Annotated in this window: 12 protein-coding genes; 5 read left to right on the top strand and 7 right to left on the bottom strand. The window is 58.7% G+C overall.

Going from position 1 to position 14,083, the window contains the following annotated elements; translation table 11 throughout:
* Positions 1-8 precede the first annotated feature (8 nt).
* On the top strand, positions 9-641 hold the full coding sequence (locus ACR0K4_RS08240) for a class I SAM-dependent methyltransferase (RefSeq protein ID WP_480853563.1): 633 nt from the start codon (positions 9-11) through the stop codon (positions 639-641).
* A 1-nt stretch (position 642) separates the two neighbouring features.
* On the opposite strand, the gene ACR0K4_RS08235 is transcribed toward ACR0K4_RS08240, so the two are convergent.
* From ACR0K4_RS08235 to ACR0K4_RS08205, 7 genes are all read right to left on the bottom strand, one after another.
* Entirely contained in the window at positions 643-1,017 is a 375-nt protein-coding gene (locus ACR0K4_RS08235; protein WP_480517576.1) for a DUF2237 family protein, read from the bottom strand.
* Positions 1,018-1,026: 9 nt separating this feature from the next.
* Positions 1,027-2,190: a serine hydrolase domain-containing protein gene (locus ACR0K4_RS08230; RefSeq protein WP_480853562.1), complete on the bottom strand. Its 1,164-nt coding sequence runs from the start codon at positions 2,188-2,190 to the stop codon at positions 1,027-1,029.
* Between the two features lie 82 nt (positions 2,191-2,272).
* Positions 2,273-2,953 carry an aminoacyl-tRNA hydrolase gene (pth, locus tag ACR0K4_RS08225; RefSeq protein WP_480853561.1) on the bottom strand — a complete coding sequence of 227 codons (681 nt, stop codon included), beginning with the start codon at positions 2,951-2,953 and terminating at the stop codon, positions 2,273-2,275.
* A 128-nt stretch (positions 2,954-3,081) separates the two neighbouring features.
* Positions 3,082-3,738 carry a 50S ribosomal protein L25/general stress protein Ctc gene (locus ACR0K4_RS08220; protein WP_480853560.1) on the bottom strand — a complete coding sequence of 219 codons (657 nt, stop codon included), beginning with the start codon at positions 3,736-3,738 and terminating at the stop codon, positions 3,082-3,084.
* Positions 3,739-3,984: 246 nt separating this feature from the next.
* Complete coding sequence (locus tag ACR0K4_RS08215) at positions 3,985-5,151, bottom strand: alpha-hydroxy acid oxidase (protein WP_480517584.1); 1,167 nt, start codon at positions 5,149-5,151, stop codon at positions 3,985-3,987.
* A gap of 140 nt (positions 5,152-5,291) precedes the next feature.
* Entirely contained in the window at positions 5,292-6,083 is a 792-nt protein-coding gene (gene trpA / locus ACR0K4_RS08210; protein WP_480517586.1) for a tryptophan synthase subunit alpha, read from the bottom strand.
* A gap of 78 nt (positions 6,084-6,161) precedes the next feature.
* Complete coding sequence (locus ACR0K4_RS08205) at positions 6,162-6,647, bottom strand: acyloxyacyl hydrolase (protein WP_480853559.1); 486 nt, start codon at positions 6,645-6,647, stop codon at positions 6,162-6,164.
* A gap of 206 nt (positions 6,648-6,853) precedes the next feature.
* Here ACR0K4_RS08205 and ychF point away from each other — a divergent pair, with 206 nt between their 5' ends.
* From ychF to fdhF, 4 genes are all read left to right on the top strand, one after another.
* On the top strand, positions 6,854-7,951 hold the full coding sequence (gene ychF / locus ACR0K4_RS08200) for a redox-regulated ATPase YchF (protein ID WP_480853558.1): 1,098 nt from the start codon (positions 6,854-6,856) through the stop codon (positions 7,949-7,951).
* A 660-nt stretch (positions 7,952-8,611) separates the two neighbouring features.
* The gene (locus tag ACR0K4_RS08195; protein WP_480853557.1) at positions 8,612-9,493 is read left to right on the top strand and encodes a LysR family transcriptional regulator; all 882 of its coding nucleotides are present in this window, start codon (positions 8,612-8,614) and stop codon (positions 9,491-9,493) included.
* An 85-nt stretch (positions 9,494-9,578) separates the two neighbouring features.
* A complete protein-coding gene (locus ACR0K4_RS08190; protein WP_480853556.1) occupies positions 9,579-11,282 on the top strand; it encodes an NAD(P)H-dependent oxidoreductase subunit E in 1,704 nt (567 codons plus the stop codon).
* A 14-nt stretch (positions 11,283-11,296) separates the two neighbouring features.
* Complete coding sequence (gene fdhF, locus ACR0K4_RS08185) at positions 11,297-14,080, top strand: formate dehydrogenase subunit alpha (RefSeq protein WP_480853555.1); 2,784 nt, start codon at positions 11,297-11,299, stop codon at positions 14,078-14,080.
* The last annotated feature ends 3 nt before the right edge of the window (positions 14,081-14,083 follow it).

Here is a 14,083-nt window from a genome sequence, read left to right as displayed (position 1 = left end):
ATCGGCGTATGTGCCAATCTGCGAAGATGGCCCGAGCGTCCACGTTAGATCAGAAATACGATGCCGCTGCCCCGGGTTGGGCGGACAAGATGCGCTTGCTTGGCTATTTCGATGCCTATCTTGGCTTTCTGTCTGCTGACCCCAAAGCCGCTTTGGGCGACACTGCGCTGGACATCGGCTGCGGCACTGGCGCGTTTGCCGATGCGCGCGCGGCTTTACGCCCCGAAGGGCATTTAACCTTGCTGGAGCCCTCGGCAGCCATGCTTCAACAGGCGGTGTCTGCTTTGACCCGTCGGGGTGTCAAAGCGGACGCGGTTCAAGCGACGCTGCAGGATTATGACACGCCGGACCGGTATGACTGTTTGCTGGCCGCTCATGTGCTGGAACATTGCGATGACCCGGTCGCCGCATTGCGTCGGATGCGTGCCCTTGCGGCACCGGGGGCGACCTTGTGGCTGGTGGTCAGCAAACCCCATTGGTGCAATGCGATCATCTGGTTCCAGTGGCGCCACCGTGCCTACCGGCCGACCGTTGTCGCAGAGATGCTGTCGGCGGCAGGTTGGGAGTTGAAGTCCGAACACGCTTTCCCCACCGGGCCGCCGTCGCGAACCTCTCGGGGGTATGTGGCAATCGCCGGGTGATCTACCCCTCTGTCGCATGCTCCCGCAAAACGACAAGGGGAACGATCTCCAGAGCGCGCTGATGCGTCGCCTCAAGATGAACTTTGGGCGCACATCCTTCCTCATGCGCCTGAAGGAAACGCGACGCACACAAACACCAGCTGTCGCCGGGCTTGAGGCCGGGAAAGTTGAATTCGGGCCGTGCTGTGCTCAGATCGTTGCCGACATATTTCGAATAGGCCAGAAACTCGGCCGTCATGACAGCGCAAACCGTGTGGCTGCCCTGATCCTCGGGGCAGGTGTTGCAGGCCCCATCACGGAAAAACCCGGTCAGCGGATCGCGCGAGCAATGGGCAAGAACACCGCCCAGAACGTTGATACTGTCCTGTTTCTGCATGGTGCCACCTTACAGGCTTTGGGCGATTTTGCGGAACATTTCTATGTTCTGGTCGCTGACGCCGGGTTCCCGGAACTTGCGGTCGGCGCCGGTGGTGACGATCAGGACCCCTCTGGGCTGGTCGAAATAGATGTACTGGCCATATATGCCACGCGCCAGAAACTCTCCCTCATGAGCGCCAACGGGAATCCACCATTGATAGCCATAACCGATTTTCCCCGGCGCTGTCGGGGCTGAAGGTTGAACCGATTTGGCGATCCAGTCAGCAGGCACCAGTTGCTGGCCATCATGTTGGCCGTTCTGCAGGATCATTTGCCCAAACCGTGCCAGATCGCGGGTTGTGAAATTCAGCCCTCCTAACGCAAATGCCACTCCGGCCCCATCCGTCAGGTAATATCCGTCATGCTCTAGCCCTAGCGGTGCGATAACCTTTTCGGCCATCAACTCGGTTACACTGCGGCCGGTTGCACCCCGGATCACCATGGCGATGACATGTGTGTCGATCGAGACATATTGCCAGGTCTCACCGGGTTCGGCGAACGTGTCGCGAAGATCGGCGGCAAAATCGTCCAACGCGCCGCCCAGAGCGATCACCCGGCCCATCCGATTGATGTCGGAATCGTAGTCCAGATAATCTTCGTCGAAAGTGACGCCGCTTGCCATATTCAACACGTTGCGGATCGTGGCCGTGTCATAGGCGCTGCCTTTCATTTTGGGCGCATATTTGGTGACCGGATCGTCCAGCGAGTCGATTGCGCCTTCCGCCACCAGAATGCCGAACAGCGCAGACAGATAGCTTTTGGACACGGACCAAGCGATGCGTTTGTCTTCGGCAGAGGTGCCGAGATAATACGCCTCGAATTCGATCTGGCCATCCTGCAGCACCAGCAATGACGTCACCGCCCGATCCGCGATCCAGCGATCTGTCCCGTCCGGCAGATCAAAGCCCGTCCCATAAGGCAGATCCCACGTTGGCCCATCGCCGCGCGACAAATTGGTCGTCAGAAACGCCTGATCCATATGAGAAAAGTTGTGAACGATCTTGTCTTCGGAAAACAACGCGTTCACTGCCATAAGACGCTGAATTTCTTCGCGTTTCCAGAATCCTACAACCGCTGCCGCCAGCACCAGCATCAAAACGATGCGCAGCAGCCATTTAAAGAACGCTCTCATCAATAGCCTCCGTTTCATGTATCTTATTGGAGCGTGCCAGGGTCCGGCCTGCAAACGATACGTCACGGCAACGAGGGCGTTTCTATTTGAATTTGTCCAGCAGCTTTTGCATGGCTGAGCGATTGTTCGCCTCTGCGGCAGGGGTCGGTTTCCCGGCAACCTCGGCCTTGTCGGGTTTCGATTTAGAAGACCGTGGTGGCGCGGTGCGCAGGGCAACTGCGTTCATGAACTTGCCGCTTTCTCCGTCAGCCAGATAGCCAGCCCCGTCAGACACGCCGCGCAGGACGTCATCCAGCCAATCGGCATCCGCTTTGGCAAAATCACCCAGCACATAGGGCGAGACCATTTCTTTGCGCCCCGGATGCCCGATGCCCAGCCGCACCCGGTCATAGGCCGGGCTGATATGTTCATGAACCGAGCGGAGCCCGTTATGCCCCGCATGCCCGCCACCTGCTTTAACCCGAACTTTGCCTGGCGCCAGGTCCAGTTCGTCGTGAAAAACCGTCACATCGGTCGAGTCGAGCTTGTAAAACCGCATCGCTTCGCCCACGGACTGGCCCGAGCGGTTCATGAAAGTTTGTGGTTTGATCAGCAGAACTTTTTCAGCGCCCAAACGCCCTTCTGCAAGCTCGGCCTGAAACTTGGACTTCCATGGACCAAACCCGTGATCCTGCGCGATCCGATCCACAGCCATGAAACCGATATTATGCCGGTTCCGGGCATATTTCTGCCCCGGATTTCCCAAGCCGACAAACAGTTTCATGGCAATGTCCCCAACTGCGTTACTTACCCGGTTGATGGCACAATTTGCCGCCCGGTTTCCAGCCCAACAAGGCAACAAAAAACGGGGTCCCCCAAGGACCCCGTTTCACATTCGGATGCGATCCGAACTTATTCTTCGGTGGCTTCTTCCTGGCCGACGACTTCAACCTCGTCCGCGGCCACTTCGTCGCCTTCTTCATCATCGCTTGTCGACAGGCCGGTCGGTGCCGACACGTTGGCGATCACAAAGTCGCGGTCGATCGTCGGCTTTGTGCCGGCGGGCAGATCAACCGACGAGATGGTGGCGACGTCATTGATCTCCATGCCGGTCAGATCAACGGTGATCTTCTCAGGAATGTCACCCGCAGTGCAGACCAGTTCGACTTCCGGGCGCACAACGGTCAGAACGCCGCCCTTCTTGATGCCGGGCGCTTCTTCTTCGTTGACGAATTCAACGGGGATGAACAACGCGATCTTGGTGGTCCGACGCAGACGCATCAGGTCCAGGTGGGTGGGCAGGTCTTTGACAACGTCACGCTGAACGTCGCGGCAGATGACGCGGACGTCTTCGTGGCCCTCAACCTTCAGGTTCCACAGGGTTGACTTGAACCGGCCTGCTTTCAGACGCTTGAACAGAACGTTGAACGGGATGTTGATCGGCAGCGGTTCTTTGTCGCCACCAAATACAATGCCCGGAACCATGCCGTCGCGGCGTGCCTGACGAGCGGCGCCCTTGCCTGTCCCCGTCCGTTCCAGAGCTACGAGATCAGGAATCTCTCCAGCCATGATAATTCTCCAATGTTAGGGCGGGCATCCTCCAAGGCTGTATACCCGCGTGAAGCCGCGTCCTTAGCTTGATTCACCCAGTTTGGAAAGTGGTTTTTGAACCTTTGGGACCAAAGCGAGGCTCTGCCTCGCGCTCCGGGATATTTATAGCCAGATGAAGAACGGATCCCCTGCTTCATCTGGCTGAAAATATCCCGGGGGAGGCGCCCAAAGGGCGGCGGGGGCAGCGCCCCCATGGCCCGATGGTCAATCTTGCCACCGACCTCCGAAATCCTGAGGCACCAGCAGGTTATGGCGCCCCAGATCATCGACTTTTCGTTCGCCACATAAAGCCATGGTTGTATCGAGCTCTTTTTGGATGACATCCAACGCTGTGGTCACACCCTTTTGCCCCATCGCTCCCAATCCGTAGATGAAGGCCCGACCAATAAATGTACCCTTGGCCCCCAAAGCCAAGGCTTTGAGTACGTCCTGACCTGAGCGGATTCCGCTGTCGAGATGCACTTCGACATCATCACCCACCGCATCCATGATTTCGGGCAGCACCCGGATGGAACTCAGCGCCCCGTCCAGCTGACGCCCCCCGTGGTTCGAGACGACGATGGCATCAGCACCTAATTTGGCCGCCATCTTGGCATCTTCAGCGTCCAGAATCCCCTTGAGGATGACTTTCCCGCCCCATTGTTCCATCAGCTTCTCGACTTTTTTCCAGTCGAGGCTGGGGTCGAATTGTTCTGCGGTCCAGGCCCCCAGTGCTCTGGTGTCGGACACGCTGTCAACATGTCCGACGATATTGCCGAATTCTCGCCTTTTAGCCCCAAGCATTTCGATACCCCAGGCCCATTTGGTCATGAGATTGGCAATTGTCTTTGGGGTCAGTTTGGGCGGGGCAGACAGGCCGTTTTTCAGGTCTTTGTGCCGCTGGCCCAAAATCTGAAGGTCAAGCGTGATCACAAGAGCCGAGCACTTTGCGTCCTTGGCCCGCTGGATCAGGCGTGAGACATAGTCTTCGTCTTTCATCGTATAAAGCTGAAACCAGAACGGGTGTGTTGTCGCTTCGGCCACGTCCTCAATCGAATTGATCGACATGGTCGAGAGCGTGAAAGGGACGCCAAACGCTTCAGCCGCCCGGGCGGCCTTGATCTCACCATCGGCGTGTTGCATCCCGGTCAGGCCGACCGGAGCCAGAGCCACGGGCATCGATACATCTTGTCCGATCATCTGTGACGCTGTGGAGCGTCCGGACATGTCAACGGCCACTCTTTGCCGCAGCCGGATGTCATCGAAATCCGAGGAATTTTCGCGAAATGTCTGCTCGGTCCAGCTGCCGCTTTCGGTGTAGTCGAAAAACATGCGCGGAACGCGGCGTTCATAGATGCGCTTGAGGTCCTCGATATTGGTGATGATGGGCATGTGTTCTGGACCTCCTCGGGATTGGTGAGGTTTGTTTACCAATCATTTGGAAGGCCCGCAACGATCACCGGCGCGATATGACCGCGCAGCCCTACAGAAGGGCGTACCCGTCGGGAAGGTGGCATTTCTGCGATGGGATGTCAGGCCGAGTGGGCTCCGTCTGACAGAGTTTTTACGAATTCCAGCACCTCGGGGACTGGTTTTCCCGCGGCGATCTGGCTGACAATGGCAGACCCGACAACCGCGCCATCCGCGACGCTTGCAATGGCACGGGATTTTTCCGGTGTGTTGATGCCAAAGCCCACGATCACAGGCAGATCGGTGGCGGACTTGATTCGCGCCACCTCTGGTCCGACATCTGTGGCCTGCGCTTCGGCGGCACCGGTAATGCCTGTGATGGACACATAGTAGACAAAGCCCGATGTGTTTTGCAGAACACGCGGCAGGCGCGTGTCGTCTGTGGTTGGCGTGGCAAGGCGGATAAAGTTCAAACCCGCAGCTTGCGCGGGCAGGCACAGTTCTTCGTCTTCTTCGGGGGGCAGGTCGACCACGATCAGCCCGTCAATTCCAGCAGCCTTGGCGTCGGCCAGAAAGGTCTCAACGCCCCGGCTGTAGATTGGATTGTAATACCCCATCAGAACGATAGGCGTCGTGTCATCCGTTTCCCGAAACGCGCGGGCCAGATCGAGCGTGCGCTGTAACGTCATGCCGGCTTCCAGCGCCCGCTGTCCGGCTGCCTGAATCGTCGGGCCGTCCGCCATCGGGTCGGTGAAGGGCAGGCCCAGTTCGATCACATCCACGCCTGCGCCGGGCAAGCCTTTGACGATCTCAAGCGAGGTGTCGTAATCCGGATCTCCGGCCATGATATAGGCAACAAATGCCTTTTTGCCTTCGGCTGTCAGGGCCGCGAATTTGGCGTCGATACGGGTCATCTGTGATCCTTGCATGCAGGTTTGACCCTGATGTGCAAAAACTTGGCCCGGAAATCAATCCCGCACCGACAGATTGCCTCAGAACCCGTAATGATACCGCAGGAACAGCGCATTTACTCCGGGGTTGAAGCTTTCTGTGCTTGCGTTTGACTTGTGTGTGATCGCCAACGAGATACTGTTGCCGCTGTCCAAAGTGTAGCCGACGCCCAAAAGGCTGCGGATTTGGAAATTGCCGCCAAGATCATTGTCATCATTCGAGGCATTGTAATAGCCGGGGAACACGCTGACTTCGGCGAACCAGCGGTCCGCGAAGGTGTAGACGCCAAACAGCCCGGCACCGATATGCGTATCACCATCGGTGTCCACCGTCAGTGCCGTTCCCCAGCCCGCGCTGAATCGCGTCGCTTGGTGAAATGGGCGATGCTGATATTCCAGCGAAAAGATGGTCTGATCTTCGCCGTTGCTGCTGGAGAAATCTGCGTAGCCCGCGCCAAAAATGACCGACTGGGCCTGAACTGCGGATGCGGCAAAGATCGTAAACACGAGGATTAAAAGAGATTTCATGACGGTGCTTCGACTTGTTTTGTTGTGGTGACCCTGTGACTAATGGTCAATTTTTAGGCATCTCGCAATGGGACTGGGGCATCACAGTGCCGTGATGTTGCCATGCGGACTCGCCTGGCAGATGACCACAGACCTGCATGCGTTCGGGTTGCGCATTTGCGCGGACCTGCCTAGAAGACGCCGTCGTATCGCTTCAGGAGGCCGCAATGGGCTTTAAAATGGGAATCGTGGGTCTGCCGAATGTCGGCAAGTCGACCCTGTTCAATGCGTTGACCAAGACCGCAGCCGCACAGGCGGCCAACTTCCCGTTTTGCACGATCGAGCCCAATGTGGGTGACGTCGCCGTACCCGATGACCGGCTCGACAAACTTGCGGCGATTGCGTCGTCCAAACGGATCATCCCGACCCGCATGACCTTTGTGGATATCGCGGGCCTGGTGAAAGGGGCGTCGAAAGGCGAGGGGCTAGGCAACCAGTTTCTGGCCAATATTCGTGAAACCGACGCGATTGCCCATGTGCTGCGCTGTTTCGAAGACGGTGACGTGACTCATGTGGACGGTCGCGTTGATCCGGTGGCCGATGCCGACACGATTGAGACCGAGCTTATGCTGGCCGATCTGGAAAGCATCGAAAAGCGCCGCGCCAATCTGGTGCGCAAGCTGAAAGGCAACGACAAAGAAGCGGCGCAGCAGGACCGCCTGCTGGCCGAGGCGCAGGCGATGTTGGAGAGCGGCAAACCAGCGCGTCTGGTCGAGGTTTCGGCCGAAGACGCCAAGGCGTGGAAGATGCTGCAACTGCTGACCACCAAGCCGGTGCTCTATGTCTGCAACGTGTCCGAGGAAGAAGCCGCCGAGGGCAATGAATATTCCGCCAAGGTCGCCGAAATGGCGGCTGCGCAGGGCAACGCCCACGTCATCATCAGCGCCAAGATCGAAGAAGAGATCAGCCTGCTGGAAGTGGACGAGGCGCAAATGTTCCTTGAGGAAATGGGTCTGGAAGAACCCGGCCTCGACCGCCTGATCCGCGCCGGTTACGACCTGCTGCACTTGGAAACCTATTTCACCGTCGGCCCGAAGGAGGCCCGCGCCTGGACCATTCGCACCGGCACCGCCGCGCCGCAGGCCGCTGGCGTGATCCATGGAGATTTCGAAAAGGGTTTCATCCGCGCCGAAACCATCGCCTATGACGACTACATCGCCGCGAATGGTGAACAGGGTGCGAAAGAGGCGGGCAAAATGCGGGCCGAGGGCAAGGGCTACATCGTCAAGGACGGCGATGTGATGCATTTCCTGTTTAATACGTAAGAGTAGATTGCTGCGGCCCAGCTGAGCGCATGATGGGTTGTACTTTACCGACGTTAATGACCGCTTAGAGCCAAGATTGACCGAGTAGTCTCTAAAGTGCACAACTAAATCGTTGAAAATGTTGCTGCGAACCAGACTAAAGGCGTTGAATGCGGATTGCTTGGAAAATGGTCGGCACAGGGGTCGCCAGTTTCGCGGTGACATGGCTGCTGTTTGTATCGATTTACCGACCAACCGACCATGACTACCTCATCACCACAACATCGTATTATTTCAAGCGTATGTCTGAAATCGGACACACCGACGCTGCATCGTTTTCGGATTGTAGGCTCGAAGAAGCCGACGCCACCGACCGAGATACGGGAGTTTCGATGTTTGGGCTTTGTCGGAGTGAGACCGACGGGGAAACGTTTCACTTTGCCATCGCTCTGAGCCCTACCGCGAGCTTCGTTTACGCTGACATGGAACGGCTAAGCGCTAACGACTGACGGCAGCTTTGTCCCGCATACCCGACAATCTGTATGCTCCCGAGGCTGCGCGTTTTTGAGTTCTCTTTCTGACGTTAACGCTGTTTTCCAGCGGGTCAGTGGGTCATTCTTTCCTCTCAAGTCGAAACCCCTTTAATGTGGGTGCCGACCCGCCTATCGAGACACCCTCAAAATGATCGAAATCCGTGACCTTCAACTGCTCAGCGCCCTTGCGCGGCATCGTCATTTCGCCAAGGCAGCCGAGGAGTGCGGGATTTCTCAGCCTGCGTTCTCGATGCGCATTCGAAACCTTGAGGATCGGCTCGGCGTCTCCATCGTGCGCCGCGCCAACCGGTTTCAGGGTCTGACCGAAGAGGGCGAGATGATCGTTCAGCGGGCGCGGCGCATTCTGGATGAGACCAAGGCGCTGGAACAGCAGGTGCTGGCTTCGAAGGGGGAGATCACCGGGACACTGATCCTTGGCGTGATTCCGACTGCGATCGCGTTTACCGGCCGGCTCATCAAGCGGCTGCGCGACGCCCATCCGCGTATCGTCGCGCGGATCGAGACCATGTCGGCCACCGCCATTCAGCACCGGCTGGATGAGGGCAGTCTGGATGCAGGCATCACCTATGGCGACAGCATCGGAACCGATTTGCGTGAAGTTCAACCGCTTTATGAAGAAACCTATGTCCTGTTGATCCCATCCCATATGACCGGGGAAACCGGTCCGATCCCATGGGCGCAGGTTGCCGAATTTCCCATCAGCCTGCTTGAACCGCAGATGCAGAACCGGCGTATTCTTGACCGTATCTTCGCCGAACAGGGTCTGCACCCCCATGTGGTGGCGGAAACCAGCGGCTTCACCGCCTCGATGGTCATGGCGCGCGAGGGGTTGGCAGCCACGGTTGTGCCCCGGATTCTGGTGCGGGCGCTGGGTGATCTGAAAGGGACAAAGGTACTGCCTCTGATCGATCCTGTGGTCAGCAAGCCGATCTGTCTGGCCACGCTCAGCCGCGATCCTGAATTGCCAACGGTCGAGGCGCTGCGAGCCGTTGTCGCCTCCTTACGGTGATAAGATGTCGTTATCGTGCGATTGAAATATGCGATTTGACGATATGCTGATCTGATGAGACACGGGGCCTGAATCGGAGGGCATCATGGCACCATTAGATACCAAGCCATCGGGCGCACCCAAAGGCGTCTGGAAGTCAGGTAAAGGCAAAGGGCGGCACACGCCCAAGGGTCGTCAGTTCACGGATGAGGCGCAGGCCGAGATCGCGCGCCTGCTGGGCGATCGCCCCCGTCGCCGCGATCTGCTGATCGAATTTCTGCATTTGATTCAGGACGAACACGGCCATATCAGTTCCGACCACATCGCCGCTCTGGCTGTCGAGATGCGCATTGGTCAGGCCGAGATCTACGAGACCGCCACCTTCTACGCCCATTTCGACGTGGTGAAAGAGGGCGAGACGCCTCCGCCTGCCTTGACGATCCGCGTCTGTGATTCTTTGTCCTGCGAAATGGCTGGTGCCCAACAGCTGCAAAAGGCGTTGGAGGACGGTCTGGACCCATCCAAGGTTCGTGTTGTCCGGGCACCCTGCATGGGCCGTTGCGACACCGCTCCGGTGCTTGAGATCGGCCACAACCATATCGACCATGCGACCCCCGAGAAGGTTCAGGCTGCGATTGCTGCCGAAGACACCCATGCTCATGTGCCGGAGTATGAAGCCTTTGCCGCTTATGAGGTTAATGGCGGCTATGCCAAACTGAAAGAACTGCGCGAAAGCGGCGATTGGGAAAAGGTGCAGGAAGACGTCTTGTCCTCAGGCCTGCGCGGGCTTGGTGGCGCTGGCTTCCCGTCGGGCAAGAAGTGGGGCTTTGTTCGCATGAACGAAGGCCCGCGCTATCTGGCCGTCAATGGCGACGAGGGCGAACCTGGCACGTTCAAAGACCGCTACTATCTGGAACGCACGCCGCATGTTTTCCTTGAGGGCATGTTGATCGCCGCTTGGGCGGTCGAGGCCGAGACCTGCTTTATCTACATGCGCGACGAATACCCGGCGGTTCTGGAAATTCTGCGCCGCGAGATTGCCGCGCTGGAAGAAGCCGGGATTGTCGAGAAGGGTTATATCGACCTGCGCCGGGGGGCTGGCGCATACATCTGCGGCGAAGAATCCGCGATGATCGAGTCGATTGAAGGTAAGAAGGGCCTGCCGCGTCACCGTCCTCCGTTCGTGGCGCAGGTTGGGGTCTTTAACCGCCCGACGCTCGTGCATAATGTCGAGACGCTCTATTGGGTCACGAAAGTGTGCCGTGAGGGGCCGGAATGCCTCAACAGCACTGAAAAGAATGGCCGTAAGGGCCTGCGCAGCTATTCGGTCTCGGGCCGGGTCGCGAAGCCGGGGGTTTACCTGCTGCCTGCGGGCTCGACCATTCTGGATGTGATTGAAGCCGCCGGGGGTATGGCCGAGGGTCAGACGTTCAAAGCGTATCAACCGGGTGGGCCTTCGTCGGGCCTGCTGCCCGCGTCGATGGACGACATCCCGCTGGATTTCGACACGCTGCAGCCGCATGGCACCTTCATCGGCTCCGCCGCCGTGGTGGTTCTGTCCGATCAGGACACCGCCCGCGACGCGGCGCTGAACATGCTGCGGTTCTTCGAGGACGAAAGCTGTGGCCAGTGTACCCCCTGCCGCGCAGGCTGTGAAAAAGCGGTCAAGCTGATGCAGGCCGACAAGTGGGACACCGATCTGTTGGAGGACCTGTGTCAGGTGATGGGCGACGCCTCGATCTGCGGTCTGGGGCAGGCGGCGCCGAACCCGATCCGCCTTGTCATGAAACACTTCGCTGACGAAATCTGAGGGGAGACAGAGCCATGCTAGACGCAAGCCCAAACAAGACCGTCACCTTCAACCTGAACGGCGAAGATGTCACCGTGCCCGAGGGCTGGACCATCTGGGAAGCCGCCAAGGGGCAGGGGTTCACCATCCCGCACCTGTGCCACAAACCGCAGCCGGGTTATCGCCCCGACGGCAACTGCCGCGCCTGTATGGTTGAGGTGGAAGGCGAGCGTACGCTGGTCGCCTCGTGTATCCGCCCTGCCGCAGACGGTATGGTGGTAAAAACCGACAGCGACCGGGCCGAGAAATCGCGCGCCATGGTCATGGAACTGCTGGTCGCGGATCAGCCGAAAGAGGCGCACGATACCTCAAGCCATTTCTGGGACATGGCCAAGCTGAGTGATGTCAGCGACAGCCGGTTCCCGGCAAAAGAGGCCGAGAAAATCCCGCTGCTGGATGACAGCCACGTTGCGATGCGCGTCAATCTGGACGCGTGTATCAACTGCAACCTCTGCGTCCGCGCCTGCCGCGAGGTTCAGGTGAATGACGTGATCGGCATGGCTGGTCGCGGGCATACCGCGCAGGTGGTGTTCGACCAGAACGATCCGATGGGCGATTCAACCTGCGTGGCCTGCGGTGAATGCGTTCAAGCCTGCCCAACCGGCGCACTGATGCCTGCCACCGTGCTGGACGACCAGCAGAAGGGTGACAGCAAGGATTACGATAGCGAAACCGAAAGCGTCTGCCCGTTCTGCGGTGTGGGCTGTAAAGTCTCGCTGAAGGTCAAGGACGGCAAGGTCAAATATGTCGAGGGCATCAACGGCCCCGCCAACGAAGGCCGCCTTTGCGTCAAAGGCCGGTTCGGCTTTGACTATATCCATCACCCGCACCGCCTGACCAAGCCGCTGATCCGGCGCGAGGACGCGCCTGCCAAGGGCCTGAATGTCGATCCCGCGAACCTGTCGACCCATTTCCGCGAAGCGACATGGGAAGAGGCGATGGACCTGGCCGCCACCAGGCTGAAAGCCCTGCGCGACGAAGACCCGCGAAGCGTGGCCGGCTTTGGCTCGGCCAAATGCACCAACGAAGAAGCCTATCTGTTCCAGAAGTTCATTCGGCAGGGTTTCAAGCACAACAACGTCGACCACTGCACCCGTCTGTGCCACGCCTCGTCTGTGGCAGCCCTGATCGAGAACACAGGCTCGGGCGGCGTGACAGCGGCGTTTAACGACATCAAGGATGCGGATGTGGCGATCATCATCGGGGCTAACCCGATCGAAAACCACCCCGTCGCGGCCACCTATTTCAAGCAATTCGCCAAGCGTGGCGGCAAGCTGATCGTGATGGACCCGCGTGGCGTCGGTATGCGTAAATTCGCGGACGAAATGCTGCAGTTCCGTCCGGGGGCTGATGTCTCGATGCTCAACGCGATCATGAACGTGATCGTTGAAGAGGAGCTCTATGACAGCCAGTACATCCACCGCTGGACCGAGAACTGGGAGGCCGAGAAAGAACATCTGCGCCAGTTCACGCCTGAGGCGATGGCGCCGATCTGTGGCATCGAACCCGATCAACTGCGCCGGGTCGCGCGCACCTTCGCGCAGGCCAAGGCCGGGCTGATCTTCTGGGGTATGGGCGTCAGCCAGCACATCCACGGCACGGACAACTCGCGCTGCCTGATCTCGCTGGCCTTGATGACTGGTAACGTCGGCAAACCTGGTGCGGGCCTGCATCCGCTGCGCGGTCAGAACAACGTGCAGGGTGCATCCGATGCTGGCCTTATCCCGATGTTCCTGCCTGACTATCAGACTGTCACCGACGATGGCATCCGCTCCAAGTTCAACGAGGTCTGGAATTCGGACGACTTCTCGAATGAAAAGGGCCTGACCGTCACCGAGATCATCGACCAGATCTATGCGGGCAGCATCAAAGGTATGTATATCCTGGGTGAAAACCCGGCCATGTCGGACCCGGATGTGAATCATGCCCGCGAAGCGTTGGCGAAGCTGGACCTGATGATCGTTCAGGATATTTTCCTGACCGAAACGGCAAACTATGCCGACATCATCCTGCCCGCCTCGGCGCTGTATGAAAAGAACGGCACCGTTTCGAACACCAACCGTCAGGTACAGCGGGTGCGCCCCGCCGTGACGCCTCCGGGTGAGGCGCGCGAGGATTGGTCGATTACCGTTGAACTGGCACAGCGGATCGGACTGAACTGGGACTATACCGATGTGTCTCAGGTCTTTGCCGAGATGAAGTTGACGATGAAATCGCTCGACAACATCACTTGGGACCGGCTTGAAACCGAGACGATCACCTATCCGTCCCTGTCCGATACCGATCCGGGCCAGTCTATCGTGTTTGGCGATGGCTTCCCGCGCGCGGGCGGCAAAGCCAAGTTCACCCCGGCCAGCGTCATCCCGCCGGATGAGGCCCCGGATGAGGAATACCCGATGATTGCCACAACGGGGCGGCAACTGGAACACTGGCATACCGGGTCGATGACCCGCCGGTCCAACGTTCTGGATGCTGTGGAACCGGAGGCGAACTGTTCGATGAACCCGCGCACGCTCAAGCTGATGGGGATCGAACCGGGCGAGACGATCCGCCTGACGACGCGCCGCGGCTCGATTGAGATCATGGTACGCGCCGACCGGGCGATTGCCGAGGATATGGTGTTTATCCCGTTCGCCTATGTCGAGGCTGCGGCGAATATCCTGACCAACTCGGCCATCGACCCCTATGGTAAGATCCCCGAGTTCAAGTTCTCGGCCATCCGTGTTGAGAAGATCGAGGACGCGATCGCGGCGGAATAAACG

The sequence above is a fragment of the Ruegeria sp. K11 genome (assembly GCF_056531905.1).
The sequence above is the reverse complement of the archived record's forward strand: the minus strand, read 5'-3'. Positions and strand labels throughout refer to the sequence as shown.

Excerpts from the sequence above, each read along its gene's own strand:
- ACR0K4_RS08205 (WP_480853559.1), bottom strand. The coding sequence starts at position 6,647 with ATGAAATCTCTTTTAATCCTCGTGTTTACGATCTTTGCCGCATCCGCA.
- ychF (WP_480853558.1), top strand. The coding sequence starts at position 6,854 with ATGGGCTTTAAAATGGGAATCGTGGGTCTGCCGAATGTCGGCAAGTCG.
- ACR0K4_RS08230 (WP_480853562.1), bottom strand. The coding sequence starts at position 2,190 with ATGAGAGCGTTCTTTAAATGGCTGCTGCGCATCGTTTTGATGCTGGTG.
- trpA (WP_480517586.1), bottom strand. The coding sequence starts at position 6,083 with ATGACCCGTATCGACGCCAAATTCGCGGCCCTGACAGCCGAAGGCAAA.
- pth (WP_480853561.1), bottom strand. The coding sequence starts at position 2,953 with ATGAAACTGTTTGTCGGCTTGGGAAATCCGGGGCAGAAATATGCCCGG.
- fdhF (WP_480853555.1), top strand. The coding sequence starts at position 11,297 with ATGCTAGACGCAAGCCCAAACAAGACCGTCACCTTCAACCTGAACGGC.
- ACR0K4_RS08240 (WP_480853563.1), top strand. The coding sequence starts at position 9 with ATGTGCCAATCTGCGAAGATGGCCCGAGCGTCCACGTTAGATCAGAAA.
- ACR0K4_RS08195 (WP_480853557.1), top strand. The coding sequence starts at position 8,612 with ATGATCGAAATCCGTGACCTTCAACTGCTCAGCGCCCTTGCGCGGCAT.
- ACR0K4_RS08190 (WP_480853556.1), top strand. The coding sequence starts at position 9,579 with ATGGCACCATTAGATACCAAGCCATCGGGCGCACCCAAAGGCGTCTGG.
- ACR0K4_RS08220 (WP_480853560.1), bottom strand. The coding sequence starts at position 3,738 with ATGGCTGGAGAGATTCCTGATCTCGTAGCTCTGGAACGGACGGGGACA.
- ACR0K4_RS08215 (WP_480517584.1), bottom strand. The coding sequence starts at position 5,151 with ATGCCCATCATCACCAATATCGAGGACCTCAAGCGCATCTATGAACGC.
- ACR0K4_RS08235 (WP_480517576.1), bottom strand. The coding sequence starts at position 1,017 with ATGCAGAAACAGGACAGTATCAACGTTCTGGGCGGTGTTCTTGCCCAT.